Consider the following 13328-nt stretch of genomic DNA (forward strand, 5'->3'; position numbering starts at 1 on the left):
TCGCTGCCGGGTGCGGCCCGGTCCAACGTGAGTCGTCCCCACGGTTCGGGGTGGGTCATCGGCTTTCGCTGCCGGGTGCGGACCGGTCCAACGTGGGCGGCCGCCACGGTTCGCGGCCCCGCCAGCCGCGCGGTCTCGCCGATCGGGTCATCGGCTCTCGGTGCCGGGTGCGGCCCGGTCCATCGTGGGTGGCCGTCGCCGTCCGGTGCGCGGCTTGGCTGCTGGGGCGATCCAGTCTCGCTGCCGGGTGCGGCCCGGTCCAACGTGAGTGGCCCTCACCGTCCGGGGGGCCATCGAGTTTCGGTGCCGGGTGCGGCCCGGTCCATCGTGGGTGGCCGTCGCCGTCCGGGGTGGGTCTTTGGTTCGCGTGGTCGGGTGCGGGCCGGTTCATCGCAAGCCACCGGCACGGTTGGGTGAGGGGGCGGGGGCGGCAGGCAGGACGGGGGCGCGGCGATCAGCACGGCCGAGCCCGTCACCGCGATCACCACGGCTGAGTCCGCGACCGGTCCCGCCTCCCCTCCGGCACCTACTTTCGGAAAGTTGTGAAGTGACCGGGCGCGCGCCCCCCCTCCCACCTCCCGTGCGCCGTCGCAGCCACCACCAATCTCGCGGATCTGGCGCGGCAAACCCGCATGCCGGGGGGCGCATTCGGCCTACCGAGGGGGCGCGCGGTGAGTCCATTCGCAACTTTCCGGAAGTAGGTGCCGGAGGGGGTGGCCCGAGCCGGCCGTCTCCTTCCCGCCCACCACCCCATCTCGCGCGTTCGACGGGGCAAGCCCGCATGCGAGGGGCGCGTGGGGCTTGGCAGGGGGGCGCGCGGTGAATGCGTTCGCAACTTTCCCAAAGTAGGTGCCGGGAGGGGGCGGCCCCGGCCGAGGGCAGCAACAGCACATCGACCATCGCTCCCGCCCACGTTGGACCGGTCCGCACTCGGCAGCGAGAGCGGGTGACCCACCCCGAACCGTGAGGACGACTCACGTTGAGACGGGCCGCACCCGGCAGCGCGAGCGGATGACCCGAGCAGCGAAGCCGCGCCCCGGACGGTGACGGCCGCCCACGTTAAACCGGTCCGCACCCGGCGACGAAAGGTGATGACCCATCCCAGCGGCCCCGTCGCCCCCACCCCTGGCCGTCCGGGTCAAGGTTCACGTGCGGTGCAGGGACGGGAGTCAAGGGTGGAGCGCAGCGGAATCGGCGCAGCCGACGCGACCGCAGGGAGCGCCCTTTACTGCCGGCCCGGAACCGCCACACTCCGCTAAAAACCGGGCGGCCCCGGTAACCATCGAAGACACCGGCCCACCGAAGTCGTGGTTACGGCTCGCGCGGCGCGTCGAGTTCCGCCCAGATCGTTTTGCAGGGAAGGAGCGGGAGCGGGCCCAGGTCCGTGCCCCAGCGGTCCGCGAGGGCCTCGATCAGGAGCAGGCCCCGCCCCGACTCCGCCTTCGAGGAGGGGCGACGAGGGTGCAGCGGCGGGCTGCGGTCCGCACGCGCGTCCGTCACTTCGATACGGAGTGTGTTCGTGGCAGTGACCGTCAACCCCAGCCGGAAGCTCCGGCCCGGCACGTGGCCGTGCAGCACGGCGTTGTTCGCCAGCTCGGCGACGACGTGCTCCGCGGCGTCGCTCGGGCGGCCCCAGCTGTGCAGTTGCTCCCTCGTCAGGAGCCGGGCCAGTCGCGCGCCTCTTCTCGTCGCCGAGAGAAGGATCGTGAACTGACGTACGGGTGTGGGGGTTTGGGCCCGGGTGGTTTCTTGGTTCACGTCACTCAGCGTGGCGGTGTGTGCGTAGCGTGGACAGGGCGGCGCGCTGTGCGTGCGGGGTCTGTCCGGACGTTGTCCCGGCTTGTCCCGGCTGTCCATGTAGGCGGCCGGGTACGTGTGCGCGTTGGTCGGGCGGTACGTCGGAGGTGGGTGCTGTGGAAGAACGTAACGACGGTGTGGACGAGCCGGGTTGGGACGTCGACCCGGAGGACGAGATCAGCTCCGTGGTCGAAATGGTCGGCCATCAACTGAGGCTGCGGAGGGAGGTGGCGGGGATGACGGTGGCCCAGTTCGCTGCGGCCATCGGGTACGGGGAGGACCTGGTCCGCAAGGTCGAGCGCGGGGCGCGCATCCCTCGCCCCGAGTACCTGGACAAGGTCGACGAGGCGGTGGGGGCGGGCGGCTTCGTCTCCGCGATGAAGAAGGAGATGCGAGAGGCCCGCTACCCGAAGAGAGCGCGGGACTTGGCGAAGTTGGAGGCGCAGGCGGTCGAGATCGGTCTGTACAGCAACCACAACATCCACGGCTTGTTGCAGACAGAGGAGCACATGCGCGCGCTGTTCGAGATGCGGCAACCTACCTTCCCGCCGGATGAAGTGGAGCGCGGAGTCACCGCCCGCACGGACAGGCAGGCGATCTTCGACCGTTCACCCGCGCCGGCTCTCAACTTCGTGCAGGAAGAGGCGACGTTGCGGCGCACCATCGGAGGGAGAATGGTGCTGCGGCGGCAGCTTGAGCATCTCCGCGAAGTAGCCCAGATGCGGTGTGTCACTTTCCAGGTGATGCCGCTCGACTGCGAGGGCCATGCCGGAATGGGCGGCCTGATCGAAGTGTTGAAGTTCCGCGATGGCACAGCGGTTGGGCGATCCGACGGAGCGTTCGGCGGGCATCCTGTCTCTGACCCGAAGCAGCTCAGGATCCTTGAGCTGCGCTATGGCATGATCCGGGCTCAGGCTCTCACGCCACGGGAGTCTCTGGCCTTCATCGAGCAAGTGCTGGGAGAGACATGATCGGCGACACCGAGCTGAAGTGGTTCAAGAGCAGCTACAGCGACAGCAACGAGTCCGGCGATTGTGTCGAGGTCGCCTTGGAGTGGCACAAGAGCAGCTACAGCAGCAGCAGTGAAACGGATGACTGCGTCGAGATAGCCACCACCCCTGACACCATCCACATCCGCGACTCCAAGACCCCCCACACCCCCCACCTCACCCTCACCCCCTCCACCTGGTCCGCCTTCCTCACGTACGCCGCCCAGGCCTCAGAGGCGTAAGACCAAGGGACCAGCAAGCCCCCACCCTGGGACAGGGGTAAAAGGTGCCCACGCCTCTTACCCTGGCGTGATGACTGACGACACCGGCGGCGTCCTGAGCAAGCCCTACCGAGCCCTGAGCATCGGCATCGTCTCCGTCGTGCTGCTCATCGCCTTCGAGGCGACGGCCGTAGGGACGGCGATGCCGATCGCAGCCCGGGAGCTCAACGGCGTGTCCCTGTACGCCTTCGCCTTCTCCGGGTACTTCACGACGAGCCTCTTCGGCATGGTGCTGAGCGGCCAGTGGGCGGACCGGCGAGGACCGCTCGGCCCGCTGGCAACAGGCATCGCCCTGTTCGCGGCGGGGCTGCTGCTGAGCGGCACCGCCGGGGGCATGTAGCTGTTCATCGCGGGGCGGGCCGTGCAGGGGCTCGGCGGCGGCCTGGTCATCGTCGGGCTGTACGTGATCGTCAGCCGGGCGTATCCCGAACACCTGCGGCCGTCGATCATGGCGGCGTTCGCGGCGAGTTGGGTCGTGCCGTCCGTGGTGGGTCCGCTGATCTCCGGGACGGTGACGGAACACCTCGGCTGGCGCTGGGTGTTCGTCGGCATCCCCGTCCTCGTGCTCGCGCCGCTCGCGCTCGCGCTGCCCGCGATACGGCGGACGGCGTCGGGGCCGGTGGACCCGGACGCGCCGGTCGCCGCGTTCGACCGGCGCCGCATCCGGCTGGCGCTCGGGATCTCGCTGGGCGCGGGGCTGCTCCAGTACGCGGGGCAGGACCTGCGGTGGCTGTCGCTGGTGCCCGCCGCGATCGGTGCGGCCGTCCTCGTGCCCGCAGTGCTCGGGCTGCTGCCCAAGGGGACGTACCGGGCAGCCCGCGGGCTGCCCTCCGTCGTGCTGCTGCGCGGCGTCGCGGCGGGGTCGTTCATCGCGGCCGAGTCCTTCGTACCGCTGATGCTCGTCACGCAGCGCGGGCTCAGCCCGACCATGGCCGGGCTCTCGCTCGCGGTGGGCGGGGCGACGTGGGCGCTCGGGTCGTACGTCCAGTCGCGGCCGCGGATGGAGCCGTACAGGGCGCGGCTCGTCGCGTCCGGGATGGTGCTCGTCGCGGCGTCCATCCTGGCCGCGCCGACCGTCCTCATCGAGGGCGTGCCGGTGTGGGTCGTCGGCGTCGCCTGGGGCTTCGGGTGTTTCGGTATGGGCATGGTGATCGCTTCGACGAGCGTGCTGCTGCTGCGGCTCTCCGCGCCCGCGGACGCGGGGTCGAACTCGGCGGCGCTCCAGATCTCGGACGGCCTCTCGAACGTGCTGCTGCTGGCCGCCGGGGGCGCGGCGTTCGCCGCGCTCGGCGGCGGGACGGTGGGAGCGGGCCATGGGGCGGGGGAGGCCACGGGCTCGCACCCGGCGGCGTTCGTCGCCGTCTTCGTGCCGATGGCGGTCGTCGCCCTGGCCGGGGCATGGGTGGCGACGCGGCTGCGGGGCCCGAAGGTGCCGGAAGAGAATCCGGTGGCGGTTCCGGCGGCGGACGAGACGGGGGTCGTGGTCACCGACGTGGTGACGGACGTACGCATGGACGTCCTGTCGGACACGACACCGGACACGGCGTCCGACGTACGGACGGATGCGCGGGCGGACGGCTAGGGGCCGGCCGATGGGTCGGGTGACGCTCCTTCGGGGAACTCGTTCCGTGGGACATGGGGCGGGGAGATCTTTCGGATGAGGAGTGGACTCGGCTGGAGCGGCACTTGCCGACGAATCATGGGCGGGGCGGACGCTGGCAGTGTCACCGTCGAGTGATCAACGGGATTCTTTTACGTCAACGGACCGGCCTCCCCCGGCGGGACCTGCCTCCCTGTTTCGGGAGCTGGAAGGCGGTTCACGACCGTCATCGCAGATGGTCGGCGGACGGCACGAGGGGGAGGATCCTGCGGGCCGTCCAGGCCGACGCCGATGCCGAGGCCGGATCGACTGGAGCGTGGTCAGCGTCGATTCCACGACGTGCCGCGCTCACAAGCAAGATTCACAGATCCGTGTGCCCCGGCAGGCTGGTGGATGACCGCGCGCCCGGCCCGGCCCTGCCGGGGACGATGGGGCGTACTCGTCACGACGCAACAGGCGTCACCTGCGCAGACGGCAGATCAAGCACACGATCCCCGCCTCAGCGCGTGCCATCGACGCCGCCCTGGATGAGTGTGGACATCGCGCCCATGGTCGCCCCTGTGACATCGCCGGTGACATACACGACCGCCGTGCGCGAGCCGTCCGCCGTGACACCGGCCCAGGCGTGGTAGCCGAGCAGTTCGCCGAAGTGGGAGAAGAAGCTGCCGCCGCCGGGGAGCGGCAGTTCGGCGAGGCCGAGGCCGTACCGCGCACCCTTGATGCCGATACCGGGCGCTGGGACGGTGGCGGTCATCTCGGCGAGCCGCGCCGGGGGAAGCAGTTCCCCGCCGAGCAGCGCGGCGTAGAAGACGCTGAGGTCGCGGACACTGCTGATGAGGGCGCCAGAGCCAACAGCCATGCTGGGGTTGAGCAGCGTGACGTCGAGCGGTGTCCCGGTGCCGAACGATGCCCAGCCGCGCGCGTGTGGGCCAGGGATGAACGGTGACTCACCGGGGGCGCTGGTGGCGTCGAGATCCAAGGGGCGGATGATCCGGTCGGTGATCTCCGCGGCCCAGCTCCGGCCGGTGATCCGCTCGATGATCATCGCGGTGAGCAGGTAGTTGGTGTTGGCGTACGACCACTTCTCGGGTGCCGTCCCGAGCCGCAACGCCGCGCCTGCCAGCTCCTCCGGCCTATAACTCCGCAGCCGCTCCGCCCGGTAGCCCTCTGCGCTGGTCAGCGCCGGGATCTTGGGGTCGAGCAGGCGGCTGGTGTGGCGCAACAGGTCGCGTACGGTGATGTCCCGCGCGACCTCCGGCAGCCAGTACCGTACGAGGGTATCCAGTTTCAGGTCGGCAAGCTGAAGTGCGACCACCGCCGTGAACGTCTTGGTGAGGCTCCCGACCCGGAACCGGCCTTCGCGCGGCGTCCCGGCGAACGCGTGGCGCCGGCCGTATGGCGACATCACCTCCGCGCCGACTCCCGCGACGCCGGTGGCCAGGATCGCGTTCACCTGCCGGCGGAGATCGCCGTTCGCCGTGGCGGCTGCGGGTGTGGCCGGGCCCCGGGAGGCGGGTGCTGCTGCTGACGCCGCCGTCGGCCCCCTGGTGAAGCCCACCAGGGCCGAGGCCGTGCCGACGGTCAGGACAGCCCGGCGTGAAACAGGTACGCGCATGGTGTTTCCCCCTCCGTTTCTTCTATCCCACCAACACTGGAGGCCCACGCCCATCCAGCTGTCCTCCCCTCGGCCCCCCCGGCTGGCCCCCGGTGAAGCCCGGGGGATGCCCACCGGGCCCGGTGGGTCTTGTCGCGCGTCGAGGGGGCCTTGCGGCCGGCTCGGTGTGGGGCCGGATGCGCGCGGTAGCGGCCACCATGTCCTCCAGCGCGATCCGTCGGACAGGCGCTAGGCGGGGCATACCAAGGGGTCCGGCGAGGCGCGATCTGGTGGGCCGCCCGCGGACGTGCAGGGGGACGTGCGTACCGGCACCCCGCGCCCCGCGCCCACGTGTGAGACCCGTCCCACCCACCCCCGGCACCGCCTCGTCCCCAGTGGAACGTCACCGCATCACCGGTAAGGTGGCCCGGTTGTCATACGTGCCGCCGACCCGCGAACCCGGAGACCGTGACTACCACCAGCGCCGCCGCCAACTCCTCCCACCACCTCTCTCCCGCCTTCCCCGGCCGCGCCCCCTGGGGTACCGCCAATAAGCTGCGAGCCTGGCAGCAGGGGGCGATGGACAGGTACCTCCAGGAGCAGCCGCGAGACTTCCTCGCCGTCGCCACCCCCGGCGCCGGCAAGACGACGTTCGCGCTCACGCTCGCGTCCTGGCTGCTGCACCACCACGTCGTCCAGCAGGTCACCGTCGTCGCGCCCACCGAGCACCTGAAGAAGCAGTGGGCCGAGGCCGCCGCCCGTATAGGCATCAAACTGGACCCCGAGTACAGCGCGGGACCGCTGAGCAAGGAGTACCACGGCGTCGCCGTGACGTACGCGGGCGTCGGCGTACGGCCGATGCTGCACCGCAACCGCTCCGAGCAGCGCAAGACGCTCGTGATCCTCGACGAGATCCACCACGCGGGAGACAGCAAGTCGTGGGGCGAGGCGTGCCTCGAGGCGTTCGAGCCCGCCACCCGACGCCTCGCGCTCACCGGTACGCCGTTCCGGTCCGACACCAACCCGATCCCCTTCGTCACGTACGAGGAGGGGAACGACGGCATCCGCCGCTCCGCCGCCGACTACACGTACGGCTACGGCAGCGCGCTCGGCGACGGCGTCGTGCGGCCCGTCATCTTCCTCTCGTACTCCGGCAACATGCGCTGGCGCACGAAGGCCGGTGACGAGATCGCCGCGCGGCTCGGCGAGCCGATGACCAAGGACGCCGTCAGCCAGGCCTGGCGCACCGCGCTCGACCCGCGCGGCGAGTGGATGCCGAACGTCCTCAAGGCCGCCGACAAGCGGCTGACCGAGGTCAGGAAGGCCATCCCCGACGCGGGCGGCCTCGTCATCGCCTCCGACCAGGACTCCGCGCGCGCGTACGCCAAGCTGATCCGCGAGATCACCGGGACCAAGGCCACCGTCGTCCTCTCCGACGACACCGGCGCGTCCAAGCGCATCGACGACTTCAGCGCCAGTACGGACCGGTGGATGGTCGCCGTCCGCATGGTGTCCGAAGGCGTCGACGTGCCGCGCCTCGCGGTGGGCGTGTACGCGACGACGATCTCGACGCCCCTCTTCTTCGCGCAGGCCGTCGGCCGTTTCGTACGGTCCAGGCGGCGCGGCGAGACCGCGTCCGTCTTCCTGCCCACCGTCCCCGACCTGCTCACCTTCGCCAACGAGATGGAGGTGGAGCGGGACCACGCCCTCGACAAGCCGAAGAAGGAGGGCGAGGACGACCCGTACGCCGAGTCCGAGAAGGAAATGGACGAGGCCAACAAGGAGCAGGACGAGGACACCGGGGAGCAGGAACAGTTCTCCTTCGAGGCCCTGGAGTCCGAGGCCGTCTTCGACCGCGTGCTGTTCGACGGCGCCGAGTTCGGCATGCAGGCGCACCCGGGCAGCGAGGAGGAGCAGGACTACCTCGGCATCCCGGGGCTCCTCGAACCCGATCAGGTGCAGATGCTGCTCCAGAAGCGGCAGGCCCGGCAGATCGCCCACAGCAAGAAGAAGCCGGACGACGAGGCCGACCTCCTTGAGCTGCCCGCCGAGCGGCGGCCCGTCGTCTCCCACAAGGAGCTCCTCGGGCTGCGCAAGCAGCTCAACACGATGGTCGGCGCGTACGTCCACCAGAGCGGGAAGCCGCACGGCGTGATCCACACCGAGCTGCGGCGCACGTGCGGCGGGCCGCCCAGCGCGGAGGCCACGGCGGGGCAGCTGCGGCAGCGCATCGAGAAGGTCCAGGAGTGGGCCACCCGCATGAAGTGACGCCCATACGACACGTCGTACGTTCCTGAAGTGACGTTCGGGTAAGGAGTCGGCGGTTCCGAGTGGGGAGGTCGTGTGCGGAGGTGGTGCGCGCGGCCTTCCGCGGGGCCACCGCGTAATGGGGCAATGGGGGGCGCTAGGGGCGCCCCCGTGCCCGGATTCTGGACGAAGTCTTCCGCTCAGCGGGACGGCCTCGCTAATGTCCCCGCAAAGCACACGCCCCGTGGCAGCGCCGCCGCGGAGCGCAGCCGGTGTTCCGACCGGCGGCCTCTGACGCGCGTCGCCCACGGGACCGGCGACGCAACCGCCGCGTAGGGGGGCCGCCGACCCTCACCTAAGGAGTGGGCGTCGTGACCGCGGAGACTTCCCAGACGCTCGACCGAGGACTGCGCGTCCTCAAGCTGCTGGCCGACACCGACCACGGCCTGACGGTCACCGAGCTCTCCAACAAGCTCGGCGTGAACCGCACGGTGGTCTACCGCCTGCTCGCCACGCTCGAACAGCACGCGCTCGTCCGCCGCGACCTGGGCGGCCGGGCCCGCGTCGGCCTCGGTGTGCTGCGGCTCGGCAGGCAGGTGCACCCGCTGGTGCGCGAGGCCGCGCTGCCGGCGCTGCGCTCGCTCGCGGAGGACATAGGAGCGACGGCCCACCTCACCCTCGTCGACGGCTCGGAGGCCCTCGCGGTCGCGGTGGTCGAGCCGACGTGGACGGACTACCACGTCGCGTACCGCACGGGTTTCCGTCATCCCCTGGACCGCGGAGCCGCGGGCCGCGCGATCCTGGCGGCCCGCCAGGGCCTGGTCACGGACCCCGGCTACGCGCTCACCCACGGCGAACTGGAAGCGGGCGCGAGCGGCGCGGCGGCGCCCCTGGTGGGCGTGACGGGCCTGGAGGGCAGCGTGGGTGTGGTCATGCTGGCGGACTCGGTGCCGGAGAGGGTGGGGCCGCGGGTGGTGGACGCGGCGCGGGAGGTGGCCGACGCGTTGCGCTGAGGCCGCGCGGGCGGGCGGTGCCACGGGGCTCGGTCGATCGCCGGCTTCGCCATTGCTCGTCCTCAAGCGCCGGGCGGGCTGGGGCTGTGTCCTCAAGCGCCGGGCGGGCTGGGGCTGTGTCCTTAGGCGCTGGGCGGGCTGGGGCTGTGTCCTTAGGCGCTGGGCGGGCTGGGGCTGTGTCCTTAGGCGCTGGGCGGGCCGGAACTGTGTCCTTAGGCGCCGGGCGGGCTGGAACTGTGTCCTTAGGCGCCGGGCGGGCCGGGACTGTGTCCTCAGGCGCTGGACGGGCTGAAATCTCGCCGACCGGCGGGTCACGTAGATTGATCCCGTGTTCTCTCGTCTCACGCGCCCCCAGGCCCTCGCCCTCTGCGCCCTGCCCGTCGTGGCTCTGCTCGCCGTCGCCGGGCTCGCGCCGTTGCCGTTCGCCGTGGCGCAGCCCGGGGGGACTGCCGACGTGCTCGGGAAGCACGAGGGGAAGCCCGTCCTGACGGTCAGCGGCGTGCCGACCCGGGAGACCCGTGGCCAGCTGCGGATGACCACCATCGTGGCCACCGGGCCGCAGATGGACGTGTATCTGGGCGACGTCATCGACGGGTGGTTCCGGAGCGATCGGGCCGTGATGCCCAAGGACTCCGTCTACCCCGTCGGCGACGACGTCGAGGAAGTCGAGAAGCACAACCTCGGCGACATGAAGAAGTCGCAGGACGCGGCGACGGACGCGGCGCTGAACTACCTCAAGGCGAACGGCGTCGACGACACCGACAAGGTGAAGGTCAAGGCCGACCTCGGCAAGATCGGCGGGCCGAGCGCGGGCCTGTTCCTCTCGCTCGGCATCATCGACAAGCTCGACGGCGACGGCAGCGGCGGCGACCTCACGGGCGGCCGCAAGATCGCGGGCACCGGCACGATCACGGCCGACGGCAAGGTCGGCCCGGTCGGCGGCGTCGCCCTCAAGACGCAGGCCGCGGGCCGCGACGGCGCGACCGTCTTCCTCGTCCCGAAGGACGAGTGCGAGGACGCTCAGGCGGAGCTGCCCAAGGGGCTGCGGCTCGTCCCCATCACGACGCTGAAGGGAACGGTCGACGCGCTGCGGGCGCTGGAAAAGGGCGGGAAGGTCCCGAGCTGCTGACCAGGCGCAACCCCAACTCTACGAGGCTCCAGCCCAGTTGAGTGCGGAGGTGGTGGCGCCGGGGCCTCCGGACCGGGGCGGCCCGGTGTAATTCCCCGGCTCGGCCGTGGTGCAGGATCAGATGGACGTCGGGGTTCATGGCTGGTGTCCCTCCTGTCGGGTGGGGAAGAGGTGCGTGTGCAGGCGCACCTGGGCCGCTCCTGGGGTGCTCGCGTCGACCTCCAGTCCGCGGTAGTGCTCGACGAGTTCGTGCATCTTCCGGTGCAGCTCAGCAGTGAGTTCGGGGGTGAGGCGGATGGTGTAGTCGCTCAGGTCCGCGCTCTCGGTCCACTCCTCCGGCCACTCGTTGAGCGTGCCGAGGTACGTGGAGAGCTCCTGCGTGTGGAACGTCGCGTGCTCGTGCAGGTAGAGATCGGCGGCTCCCCGCACCGCGGGGTCCGGGTCATGACGCAAGGCTTCGTCGAAGTGGGTGCCCTGATGGGTGGAGCGCCACCAGCGCTCCCTGCCCTTGCCGTGGTCCGGGTCGTCCTCCACGAAGCCGTGGGCCGCGAGCTGGCGCAGGTGATAGCTGGTCGACCCGCTGGACTCGCCCAGACGCTCGGCCAGTTGAGAAGCGGTCGACGGTCCGTCCAGCCGTAGCGACGACATCAGGCGCATACGGAGGGGATGGGCGAGTCCCCGCAGTGAACGGGCATCGAGGTGGTGGATCTTCCGGGGTTCCTGCTGTTCCGCCATACTCGGCAGCGTAGACATACAAAGACTCCGTTGCAACGGTTTCTTTGCAACGGAGTCTTTGTGGTCCGTGGCCGCTACTCCTTGACGAAGCCCTCCTCGATCAGCCAGTCCTTCGCCACCTCGTGCGGATCCTGGCCGTCCACGTCCACCTTGGAGTTCAGGTCCCGCGCCACCTTGTTGTTCAGCTTCTTCGTGATGGGGGCCAGGACCTCCGCCATCTCCGGGTGCTCCTTCAGCGACTTGCTGTTGATCTCCGGAGCCGCGTTGTAGTTGGGGAAGAAGTGCTTGTCGTCCTCCATCGTCGTCAGGTCCATCGCCTTGATGCGGCCGTCCGTCGTGAAGACTTCCCCGTACGTGCAGGACCCCTTAGACGCCTGCGTGTAGATGATCCCCGTGTCCATCTTCGTGATGTTGGAGGACGGGACCTTCATCCCGTACGCCTTCTGCATGCCCGGCAGTCCGTCCTCGCGCGACGCGAACTCGCTCTCCACGCAGAGCGTCACGGCCTTCGCGTCCGACTTCGACAGGGCCGCCACGTCCGAGAGCGTCTTCGTCCTGTACTTGGACGCGTTGCTCTCGTTCATCGCCAGGGCGTACGTATTGTTGAGCGTGGCCGGCTCCAGCCACGTCACGCCGTTCTTCAGGTCCGCGTCGCGCACCGCCTGCCACTGCTTGTGCGGGTCCGTGATCGGCTTGGTGTTGCCCTGGTAGGTGATCCACGCCGTGCCCGTGTACTCGTACATCGCGTCCGCGTCGCCGCCCTTCACGGCCTCGCGCGCGCCGATCGAGCCCTGGATGCCCGTACGGTCGAGCACGTCCGCGCCCGCCGCCTCGAACGCGATGCCCATGATCGCGCCCAGGATGAGCTGCTCGGTGAACTCCTTGGAGGTGACGGTCAGATCGACGCCCTTCAGGGGCAGGCCCTTGCCGACGGAGCCGGGCTTCACGTCGTCCACCAACGGGCTGCCGCTGGTGAGCCCGCAGGCGGCCAGCACCGCCCCGCCCAGGACGGCGATCGCGGTCGTACGCGCGGTGATCCTGAGGTTCCTCATGCGTCCACCTCCAGGCCCCTCGGGCGCAGCAGCAGTTCCGCCAGCGAGGCCAGCCAGTCCACGAGCAGCGCCAGCGCGATCGTCAGGATCGAGCCGAGCATGAGGACCGGCATGCGCTGGTTGGTCATGCCCGTCGTGATCAGGTCGCCGAGGCCGCCGCCCCCGCCGAACGTGGCGAGCGTCGCCGTGCCCACGTTGAGGACGAGCGCCGTGCGTACGCCCGCGAGGATCAGCGGTACGGCCAGGGGGAGTTCGACCTTCGACAGGACGCCGAGCGGTGACATGCCGATGCCGCGTGCCGCCTCGATCAGGGTGGGGTCGTTCGCCTTCAGGCCCGCGATCGTGTTGGAGAGGACCGGCAGGACGGCGTAGATGATGATGCCGATCAGCGCCGCCTTCTCGCCGATGCCCAGCCAGATCACCAGGAGCGCGAGGAGACCGATCGCGGGGGTCGCCTGGCCGATGTTGGCCAGCGCCATCGCCACCGGCGCGCCTTTGCGCAGCCTCCTGCGGGTCAGCAGGATGCCGAGCGGGATGGCGATGATGAGGACGAAGAAGGTGGAGATGGCGGTCAGTTGGATGTGCTGGCGGAGGCGGAGCCAGACGTTTCCGTTCGCCAGCGCGTTCTTGGAGATCGAGTCGAGGTCGGCCTGCTGGAACCACCACCACGTCGCGAGCAGGACCACCGCGAGCACGGCGGGCAGGAACGTCAGCTTCTGCCAGGTGACCCGGCGCGGCTGCTTCGCGCCAAGCACCGCGGGCGGCGCCTCGAGTTCGGCCTCTCCCTCGTCGCGGAAGGCGAGCCCCTTGACCTCGTGCTCACCCTCGGGCCGGGCCGTCTCCCGCTGCTTCGGCGTGGGCTCCGGGATCCGGGGCGTGCCCCCGGGGGTG

General features: G+C 70.4%; 10 protein-coding genes and 2 pseudogenes. 7 read left to right on the plus strand and 5 right to left on the minus strand.

Annotated features, from left to right (window positions below; genetic code table 11):
- Nucleotides 1–1311 precede the first annotated feature (1311 nt).
- Nucleotides 1312–1758 carry an ATP-binding protein gene (locus tag AC07DO_RS00555; RefSeq protein WP_479056060.1) on the minus strand — a complete coding sequence of 149 codons (447 nt, stop codon included), beginning with the start codon at nt 1756–1758 and terminating at the stop codon, nt 1312–1314.
- A 155-nt stretch (nt 1759–1913) separates the two neighbouring features.
- Between AC07DO_RS00555 and AC07DO_RS00560 the strand changes: the two genes are divergently transcribed.
- The 4 genes and pseudogenes from AC07DO_RS00560 to AC07DO_RS00575 form a co-directional block, all read left to right on the plus strand.
- Nucleotides 1914–2768 (plus strand): helix-turn-helix domain-containing protein, encoded by an 855-nt coding sequence (locus AC07DO_RS00560; RefSeq protein ID WP_479056062.1) that lies wholly within the window; start codon nt 1914–1916, stop codon nt 2766–2768.
- Complete coding sequence (locus tag AC07DO_RS00565) at nt 2765–3028, plus strand: DUF397 domain-containing protein (protein ID WP_479056063.1); 264 nt, start codon at nt 2765–2767, stop codon at nt 3026–3028. The genes AC07DO_RS00560 and AC07DO_RS00565 overlap by 4 nt, the downstream gene beginning before the upstream one ends.
- A gap of 70 nt (nt 3029–3098) precedes the next feature.
- Nucleotides 3099–4487 (plus strand): annotated as a pseudogene (locus AC07DO_RS00570) (MFS transporter); the annotation flags it as partial.
- 215 nt (nt 4488–4702) lie between these two features.
- Nucleotides 4703–5163: pseudogene (locus AC07DO_RS00575) on the plus strand (transposase); the annotation flags it as partial.
- A gap of 3 nt (nt 5164–5166) precedes the next feature.
- Here the strand turns inward: AC07DO_RS00575 and AC07DO_RS00580 are convergent.
- Nucleotides 5167–6282, minus strand: a complete 1116-nt coding sequence (locus tag AC07DO_RS00580) for a serine hydrolase domain-containing protein (RefSeq protein WP_479056064.1) — start codon at nt 6280–6282, stop codon at nt 5167–5169.
- Nucleotides 6283–6729: 447 nt separating this feature from the next.
- Between AC07DO_RS00580 and AC07DO_RS00585 the strand changes: the two genes are divergently transcribed.
- From AC07DO_RS00585 to AC07DO_RS00595, 3 genes are all read left to right on the plus strand, one after another.
- Nucleotides 6730–8529, plus strand: a complete 1800-nt coding sequence (locus AC07DO_RS00585) for a DEAD/DEAH box helicase (RefSeq protein WP_479056065.1) — start codon at nt 6730–6732, stop codon at nt 8527–8529.
- A gap of 350 nt (nt 8530–8879) precedes the next feature.
- Nucleotides 8880–9521 (plus strand): IclR family transcriptional regulator, encoded by a 642-nt coding sequence (locus AC07DO_RS00590; RefSeq protein ID WP_055568198.1) that lies wholly within the window; start codon nt 8880–8882, stop codon nt 9519–9521.
- Nucleotides 9522–9849: 328 nt separating this feature from the next.
- Complete coding sequence (locus tag AC07DO_RS00595) at nt 9850–10650, plus strand: S16 family serine protease (RefSeq protein WP_479056066.1); 801 nt, start codon at nt 9850–9852, stop codon at nt 10648–10650.
- A 135-nt stretch (nt 10651–10785) separates the two neighbouring features.
- Here the strand turns inward: AC07DO_RS00595 and AC07DO_RS00600 are convergent, their stop codons facing one another.
- The 3 genes from AC07DO_RS00600 to AC07DO_RS00610 form a co-directional block, all read right to left on the minus strand.
- Complete coding sequence (locus AC07DO_RS00600; RefSeq protein ID WP_479056067.1) at nt 10786–11385, minus strand: ArsR/SmtB family transcription factor; 600 nt, start codon at nt 11383–11385, stop codon at nt 10786–10788.
- Nucleotides 11386–11459: 74 nt separating this feature from the next.
- Complete coding sequence (locus AC07DO_RS00605) at nt 11460–12437, minus strand: glycine betaine ABC transporter substrate-binding protein (protein ID WP_479056069.1); 978 nt, start codon at nt 12435–12437, stop codon at nt 11460–11462.
- Nucleotides 12434–13306, minus strand: a complete 873-nt coding sequence (locus AC07DO_RS00610; RefSeq protein ID WP_479057477.1) for an ABC transporter permease — start codon at nt 13304–13306, stop codon at nt 12434–12436. Before AC07DO_RS00610 ends, AC07DO_RS00605 begins: the two co-directional genes overlap by 4 nt.
- Nucleotides 13307–13328: the final 22 nt, after the last annotated feature.

The sequence above is a fragment of the Streptomyces sp. NPDC045678 genome (assembly GCF_056432085.1).

Excerpts from the sequence above, each read along its gene's own strand:
- AC07DO_RS00565 (WP_479056063.1), top strand. The coding sequence starts at position 2,765 with ATGATCGGCGACACCGAGCTGAAGTGGTTCAAGAGCAGCTACAGCGAC.
- AC07DO_RS00605 (WP_479056069.1), bottom strand. The coding sequence starts at position 12,437 with ATGAGGAACCTCAGGATCACCGCGCGTACGACCGCGATCGCCGTCCTG.
- AC07DO_RS00600 (WP_479056067.1), bottom strand. The coding sequence starts at position 11,385 with ATGGCGGAACAGCAGGAACCCCGGAAGATCCACCACCTCGATGCCCGT.
- AC07DO_RS00580 (WP_479056064.1), bottom strand. The coding sequence starts at position 6,282 with ATGCGCGTACCTGTTTCACGCCGGGCTGTCCTGACCGTCGGCACGGCC.